At 70.2% G+C, this 8098-nt stretch carries 5 protein-coding genes; all 5 read left to right on the top strand.

Annotated features, from left to right (window positions below; translation table 11 throughout):
• Positions 1-556 (top strand): pyridoxal-phosphate dependent enzyme (locus Q0D57_RS18515; protein WP_291046830.1); only part of this gene is annotated, 556 nt, incomplete at its 5' end.
• Positions 553-1347 (top strand): tryptophan synthase subunit alpha, encoded by a 795-nt coding sequence (gene trpA, locus Q0D57_RS18510; protein WP_291046829.1) that lies wholly within the window; start codon positions 553-555, stop codon positions 1345-1347. The genes Q0D57_RS18515 and trpA, both read left to right, overlap by 4 nt.
• A gap of 169 nt (positions 1348-1516) precedes the next feature.
• The gene (gene gltB / locus Q0D57_RS18505; protein WP_291046828.1) at positions 1517-6100 is read left to right on the top strand and encodes a glutamate synthase large subunit; all 4584 of its coding nucleotides are present in this window, start codon (positions 1517-1519) and stop codon (positions 6098-6100) included.
• Complete coding sequence (locus tag Q0D57_RS18500; RefSeq protein ID WP_291046827.1) at positions 6093-7550, top strand: glutamate synthase subunit beta; 1458 nt, start codon at positions 6093-6095, stop codon at positions 7548-7550. Before gltB ends, Q0D57_RS18500 begins: the two co-directional genes overlap by 8 nt.
• Positions 7551-7627: 77 nt before the next feature.
• Positions 7628-8098: pyruvate kinase (locus tag Q0D57_RS18495; protein ID WP_291046826.1), on the top strand; the 471-nt coding region annotated here is incomplete at its 3' end.

Here is an 8098-nt window from a genome sequence, read left to right as displayed (position 1 = left end):
CGACCTCACCGGCTCGCTGCCGGATGCCGTCACGGCCTGCGTGGGCGGCGGATCGAACGCGATCGGGATCTTCCACGCCTTCCTCGACGACCCCTCGGTCAAGCTCTTCGGCTACGAGGCCGCGGGTCTCGGCGTCGACACCCCGCAGCACGCCGCGACCATCACCAAGGGCCGCCCCGGTGTGCTGCACGGCTCGCGCAGCTTCATGCTGCAGGACGAGGACGGCCAGACGCTCGACTCCCACTCCATCTCGGCGGGCCTCGACTACCCCGGCGTCGGCCCCGAGCACGCGTGGCTCTCGTCGATCGGCCGGGCGCAGTACCTGCCCGTCACCGACTCCGCCGCCATGGCCGCCTTCCGGCTGCTCTGCACGACCGAGGGCATCATCCCGGCGATCGAGTCGGCGCACGCACTGGCCGGCACGATCGAGCTCGGCCGCGAGCTCGGCCCGGATGCCACGATCCTCGTCAACCTCTCCGGTCGCGGAGACAAGGACGTCGAGACCGCCGGCCACTACTTCGACGTGCTCGACGAGCAGGGGAACGCCAAGATATGACCACCATCGTGAGCCCGGTGGGCTCCGCCATCGCGCGCGCCAACGTCGACCGCGCCGGCGCCCTCGTGGGCTACCTCCCCGTGGGGTTCCCCACGCTCGACGCGAGCATCGACGCGGCGGTCGCGCTCGTGGAGAACGGCGTCGACGTGCTCGAGCTCGGACTGCCCTACTCCGACCCGGTCATGGACGGACCGGTCATCCAGGCCGCCACCGTGCAGGCGCTGAAGAACGGCACCCGCCTCGGCGACGCGTTCACGGCCGTGGAGCGCATCCGCGCCCGGGTCGACGCCCCCGTGCTGCTCATGACCTACTGGAACCCCGCGCTGCAGTACGGCGTCGACCGCTTCGCCGACGACCTAGTCTCGGCGGGCGGCGCCGGCCTCATCACGCCCGACCTCACGGTCGACTCCGGCGCCGACTGGCTCGCCACGAGCGACCGCACCGGCCTCGACCGCGTGTTCCTCGCGGCCCCGACCTCGACCGACGAGCGCCTCCGGCTCGCCGTCGAGAGCAGCCGCGGCTTCGTCTACACGGTGTCGACCATGGGCATCACGGGCGCACGAGCAGATCTCGACGCCGCTGCCCGCACGCTCGTGACGCGCCTTCGCGAACAGGGCGCCGAGAGCCTCGCCGTGGGCATCGGCATCTCGACGGCCGAGCAGATCGCCGAGATCCTCGGCTACGCCGACGGTGCCATCGTGGGCTCGGCCCTCGTCAAGGCGCTGGCCGACGGGGGAGTGCCGGCGGTCGGCCGCCTCGCCGCCACGCTGTCGGCGGGCACCGCCCGCTGAGGGTGCCCTGCATCCGCCCCAGCCCCGTGCTGAGGTAGGATCGATCGACCCGAGCGCCACAAGTGAATTCGGAGCGATCCTCACCCGCGCAGATCTCCCGCGGGAATCCTTGACATCATGGGCCATCGTCGTCCCAGTTCCCTAAGCAACACGTAGAGGACGGTTCTCTATGGCCACCCAGCCGAACCCGAGTTTCAGCTTCAGCGCACTTCCCGCGGCCCAGGGCCTGTACGACCCCACCGCCGAGAAGGATGCCTGTGGCCTCGCCATGGTCGCCACGCTCCGCGGCACCGCCGGTCACGACATCATCGACACCGCGCTCGGGGCCCTCCGCAACCTCGAGCACCGCGGCGCCATCGGCTCCGACGCGGGAACCGGCGACGGCGCCGGCATCCTCACCCAGATCCCGGACGAGTTCCTGCGCGCCGTCGCGGGCTTCGAGCTGCCCCCCGTGGGCCGCTACGCCGTGGGCAACGCCTTCCTCCCGCTCGACGGCGCCGAGCGCCAGGAGGTCATGGACCGCATCCGCGACCTCGCCCACCAGGAGGACCTGCAGATCCTCGGCTGGCGCGAGGTGCCCGTGCGCCCCGACGAGCTCGGTCGCCTGGCGCGGGACGCGATGCCCGCCATCTTCCAGCTCTTCCTGCAGTCGGTGCGCACCACCGCATCCGGAGCCACCCTCTCGGGCATCGAGCTCGACCGCCAGACCTGGCGGCTGCGCAAGCGCGCCGAGCTCGAGCACGAGGTGTACTTCATGTCGCTCTCGTGCCGCACGCTCACCTACAAGGGCATGGTGACGACGCTCCAGCTCGAGCCGTTCTACCCCGACCTCTCCGACGAGCGGTTCGCCTCGAAGCTCGCGCTCGTGCACTCGCGCTACTCCACCAACACGTTCCCGTCGTGGCCGCTCGCGCAGCCGCTGCGCATGATGGCGCACAACGGCGAGATCAACACCGTGCAGGGCAACCGCAACTGGATGCGCGCGCGCCAGTCGCAGCTCGAGTCGGAGCTGCTCGGCGACCTCTCGCCGCTCTACCCGATCGTGACCCCCGGACTCAGCGACTCCGGCTCGTTCGACGAGGTCGTCGAGCTGCTCACGCTCGCCGGCCGCTCCCTGCCGCACGCCATCATGATGATGGTGCCCGAGGCCTGGGAGAACCAGAAGGACTTCGACGAGGCCCGCCGCGCCTTCTACGAGTACCACTCGATGATGATGGAGCCGTGGGACGGCCCCGCCGCCCTCATCTTCACCGACGGCACCCTCGCGGGCGCCACGCTCGACCGCAACGGCCTCCGCCCCGGTCGCTACCTCATCACCGACGACGGCCTCGTCGTGCTGGCGAGCGAGATCGGCGTGTTCCCGGATGTCGACCCCTCACGGGTCGTGCGGAAGGGCCGGATCCGCCCCGGCAAGATGTTCCTCGTCGACACGGCGGCCGGCCGCCTGATCGAGGACGACGAGATCAAGGCCGAGCTCGCCGCCGCGGAGCCCTACGGCTCCTGGCTCGAGCAGGGCCGGATCAACCTCCGCGACCTGCCCGAGCGCGAGCACATCGTGCACACACCGGCGTCGGTCACCCGCCGTCAGCGCACCTTCGGCTACACCGAGGAGGAGGTGCGGATCCTCCTGACCCCGATGGCGAAGAACGGCGCGGAGCCGCTCGGCGCCATGGGCTCCGACACCCCCATCGCCGTGCTCTCCGAGCGGCCCCGACTGCTCTTCGACTATTTCACGCAGCAGTTCGCGCAGGTCACGAACCCGCCGCTCGACTCCATCCGCGAAGAGGTCGTCACGAGCCTCCGCCTCGGTCTCGGCCCGGAGCGCAACCTGCTCGCGGCCACCCCGGAGCACACCCGTCAGGTCATCCTCGACTTCCCGGTGATCGACAACGACGAGCTCGCGAAGATCCAGCACATCGATCCGGCCTCCGGCAGCCGGCTCACCACCACCCTCAAGGGCCTCTACCGGGTCGACGAGGGCCCCAAGGCGATGCAGAACCGCATCGCCGCGATGTGCCGCGAGGCCGACGAGGCGATCGAGGCCGGAGCCGAGTTCCTCGTGCTCTCGGACCGCGACTCCAACAAGGATCTGGCGCCCGTGCCCTCCCTGCTCATGCTCGCGGGAGTGCACCACCACCTCATCCGCAAGCAGACCCGCATGAAGGTCGGCCTGATCGTCGAGGCCGGAGACGTGCGCGAGGTGCACCACATCGCGCTCCTCATCGGCTACGGCGCCTCCGCCGTCAACCCGTACCTCGCCATGGAGACGGTCGAGAACCTCGTCCGCTCCGGCGTCATCACGGGCGTCACCCCCGAGAAGGCCGTCAAGAACGTGATCAAGGCGCTCGGCAAGGGCGTGCTCAAGATCATGTCGAAGATGGGCATCTCGACGGTGTCCTCCTACGCGGGAGCCCAGACCTTCGAGGCCGTCGGTCTCGCACCCGAGTTCGTCGCCGAGTACTTCACGGGCACCTCCTCCAAGCTCGGTGGCGTGGGCATCGACGTGATCGCGGCCGAGAGCGCCGCCCGCCACCGCCTGGCCTACCCGGAGGACGGCGCGGTCACCGCGCACGAGCCGCTCGCCGTGGGCGGCGAGTACCAGTGGCGCCGCGAAGGGCCGCCGCACCTGTTCAACCCGGACACCGTGTTCCGGCTGCAGCACGCCACCCGCGCGCGCCGCTACGACATCTTCCGCGAGTACACGCAGCTCGTCGACGACCAGGCCCAGAACCTGATGACCCTGCGGGGCCTGTTCAAGCTGCGCACGGGCATCCGCCCCGCCGTGCCGCTCGACGAGGTCGAGTCGGTCGAGTCGATCGTCAAGCGCTTCTCCACCGGTGCGATGAGCTACGGCTCGATCTCGAAGGAGGCGCACGAGACCCTCGCGATCGCGATGAACCGCCTCGGCGGCAAGTCGAACACCGGCGAGGGCGGGGAGGACGTCGACCGTCTGCTCGACCCCGAGCGCCGGAGCGCGATCAAGCAGGTCGCCTCGGGCCGGTTCGGCGTGACGAGCATGTACCTCACGCACGCCACCGACATCCAGATCAAGATGGCGCAGGGCGCGAAGCCCGGCGAGGGCGGCCAGCTGCCTCCCACCAAGGTCTACCCGTGGGTCGCCCGCACCCGCCACGCGACCGCGGGCGTCGGCCTCATCTCGCCGCCGCCGCACCACGACATCTACTCCATCGAAGACCTCAAGCAGCTCATCTTCGACCTCAAGCGCGCCAACCCCGAGGCCCGCGTGCACGTCAAGCTCGTGAGCCAGAACGGCATCGGCGCTGTCGCAGCCGGCGTCACGAAGGCCCTCGCCGACGTCGTGCTGGTCTCCGGCCACGACGGCGGAACCGGCGCGAGCCCGCTGAACTCGCTCAAGCACGCGGGCACCCCGTGGGAGATCGGCCTCGCCGAGACCCAGCAGACGCTCATGCTCAACGGCATGCGCGACCGCGTGGTGGTGCAGGTCGACGGCCAGATGAAGACCGGTCGCGACGTCATCATCGGCGCCCTGCTCGGTGCCGAGGAGTACGGCTTCGCCACCGCGCCTCTCGTGGTGGAGGGCTGCATCCTGATGCGCGTCTGCCACCTCGACACGTGCCCCGTGGGCGTCGCCACGCAGAACCCCGAGCTCCGCGCTCGCTTCACCGGCAAGCCCGAGTTCGTGGTGAACTTCTTCGAGTTCCTGGCCCAGGAGGTGCGGGAGTACCTCGCCGAGCTCGGCTACCGCTCGCTCGAGGAGATCATCGGCCACAACGAGCTGCTCGACGTCGACGCCGCGCTCGACCACTGGAAGGCCGACGGCCTCGACCTCGCCCCGGTGCTCGTGGGCCCGGCGTTCGCCGCCGACGAGCCGCGCGCCAACCGCCGCGCGCAGGAGCACGAGCTGCACGAGCACTTCGACAACCGCCTGATCCAGGAGGCCGGAGCCGCTCTCGACCACGCCGAGCCCGTGGCCATCACTCTGCCCATCCGCAACACCGAGCGCGCCGTGGGCACCATGCTCGGCCACGAGGTCACGAAGCGGCACGGCGAGAAGGGCCTTCCGGACGGCACCATCCAGGTGACCCTGCTCGGCTCGGCCGGCCAGTCGCTCGGCGCGTTCCTGCCCGCGGGCATCACGCTCCGCCTCGAGGGCGACTCCAACGACTACGTCGGCAAGGGGCTCTCGGGCGGCGAGATCATCCTGCGCCCCGACCGCCGCTCGGTCTTCCCGGCCGAGCGCAACGTCATCGCCGGCAACGTCATCGGCTACGGCGCCACGCGCGGCAGCATGTTCCTCCGCGGCATCGTGGGGGAGCGCTTCCTCGTCCGCAACTCCGGTGCCACCGCCGTCGTCGAGGGCGTGGGCGACCACGCGCTCGAGTACATGACGGGCGGCACCGCCCTCATCCTCGGCGCCACGGGCCGCAACCTCGGCGCCGGGATGTCGGGCGGCACCGCCTACATCCACGACCTCCACCCGGAGAGCGTGAACGCCGACTCGCTGGGATCCGGGGAGCTGCAGCTGCTCCCGCTCTCGGCCGCCGACGCCGAGATCGTGCGCGAGCTGCTGAAGCGCCACGAGTCCGAGACCGGGTCGCCGCTGGCGGCCAGGATGCTCGCCGATCTCGACACGACCATCGCCGCCTTCACCAAGGTGCTCCCGCGTGACTACGCGGCAGTGCTCGCCACCCGGCAGGAAGCGGTCGAAGAAGGACTGGACCCCGACGGCGACGTCGTCTGGGGCCGCATTTTGGAGGTGACAGGTGGCTGATCCCAAGGGCTTCCTGAAGACACAGGACCGCGAACTCCCCGCCCGCCGACCGGTCTCCGTGCGGCTCATGGACTGGAAAGAGGTCTACGAGCAGGGCGACGCGGCCACCACCCGGCGGCAGGCCGGACGCTGCATGGACTGCGGCATCCCGTTCTGCCACCACGGCTGCCCGCTCGGCAACCTGATCCCGGAGTGGAACGACCTGACCTGGCGCGACGAGGGCCGGCAGGCCATCGAGCGGCTGCACGCCACCAACAACTTCCCGGAGTTCACCGGGCGCCTGTGCCCGGCTCCGTGCGAGTCGTCGTGCGTGCTCGGCATCAACCAGCCGCCCGTGACGATCAAGCAGGTCGAAGTCTCGATCATCGACCAGGCCTTCGCGAACGGCTGGGTGCAGCCGCACCCGCCCGAGCGCCTCACCGGCAAGACGATCGCGGTCGTGGGCTCCGGCCCCGCCGGACTCGCCGCCGCCCAGCAGCTCACCCGCGCCGGCCACACGGTGGCCGTCTACGAGCGCGACGACCGCATCGGCGGCCTGCTGCGCTACGGCATCCCGGACTTCAAGATGGAGAAGAAGCACCTCGAGGCGCGACTGACCCAGATGATGGCCGAGGGCACGCGCTTCCGCGCCGGCATCGAGATCGGCGTCGACATCTCGTGGAGCGACCTCCGGGCGCGCTACGACGCCGTCATCGTCTGCACCGGATCGACAGTCCCGCGCGACCTGGACATCCCCGGCCGCGACCTCGACGGCGTGCACTTCGCCATGGAGTACCTGGTGCAGCAGAACAAGGTCGGCGCGGGCGACGACCTGCTCGGCCAGATCACAGCCGAGGGCAAGCACGTCGTCGTCCTCGGCGGCGGCGACACCGGCGCGGACTGCATCGGAACCGCCCACCGCCAGGGCGCCCTCTCGGTCACCAACCTCGCCATCGGCATCCAGCCGCCCACCGAGCGCCCCGAGCACCAGCCGTGGCCCATGTTCCCGACCCTGTTCGAGGTGTCGAGCGCCCACGAGGAAGGCGGGGAGCGCAAGTACCTCGCCTCCACCGTGGAGTTCCTCCGCAACGACTCGGGCGAGGTGCGCGCCATCCGCGTCGCCGAGACCGAGTACCTCGACGGCCGTCGCGTGCCCAAGGCGGGCACCGAGCACGAGATCCCCGCCGACCTCGTGCTGCTCGCGCTCGGCTTCACAGGTGCGGAGCCGGAGCAGCTCCTCGGCCAGCTCGACACCCGCTTCGACCAGCGCGGCAACCTCGAGCGCGACGGCGACTACCAGACCACCACCCCCGGCGTCTTCGTGGCGGGCGACGCGGGCCGCGGCCAGTCGCTCATCGTCTGGGCGATCGCCGAGGGGCGCGCCGCGGCATCCGCCGTCGACCGCTACCTCGAAGGATCGACCGAGCTCCCCTTCCCCGTGAAGCCCACCGACCGCGCCATCTCGGTCTGATAGCCTCCCTGCGAAACCGCTCTCCACATCCACCACCCCCATGCGCTACCGCGCAGAACTCGGAGAAGTACACACTGATGAGACGTGCGAAAATCGTCGCCACCCTCGGTCCGGCAACCTCTAGCTATGACACGATCAGAGCCATCATCGACGCCGGCGTCGACGTCGCCCGGATGAACCTCAGCCACGGCAGCTACGACGTGCACGAGGCCGTCTACGCCAACGTGCGGAAGGCCGCCGAGGATTCGGGCCGCGCCGTGGCCGTGCTCGTCGACCTGCAGGGCCCGAAGATCCGGCTCGGCAAGTTCGAGAACGGCCCCTACGACCTCGCCGAGGGTGACATCTTCAAGATCACCATCGAGGACATCATCGGCAACAAGGAGATCTCCTCGACGACCTACAAGGGTCTGCCGGACGACGTGGCACCGGGCGACCCGCTGCTGATCGACGACGGCAAGGTGGGGCTCCGCGTGCTGGAGACCGACGGCACCGTCGTCACGACGCGCGTCGAGGTCCCCGGTGCGGTGTCGAACAACAAGGGCATCAAC

This window comes from Herbiconiux sp. (assembly GCF_023264895.1).
Taxonomy (GTDB): Bacteria; Actinomycetota; Actinomycetes; order Actinomycetales; family Microbacteriaceae; genus Herbiconiux.
Note: the sequence above shows the minus strand (reverse complement) of the source record. Positions and strands in the feature narration are given on the sequence as shown.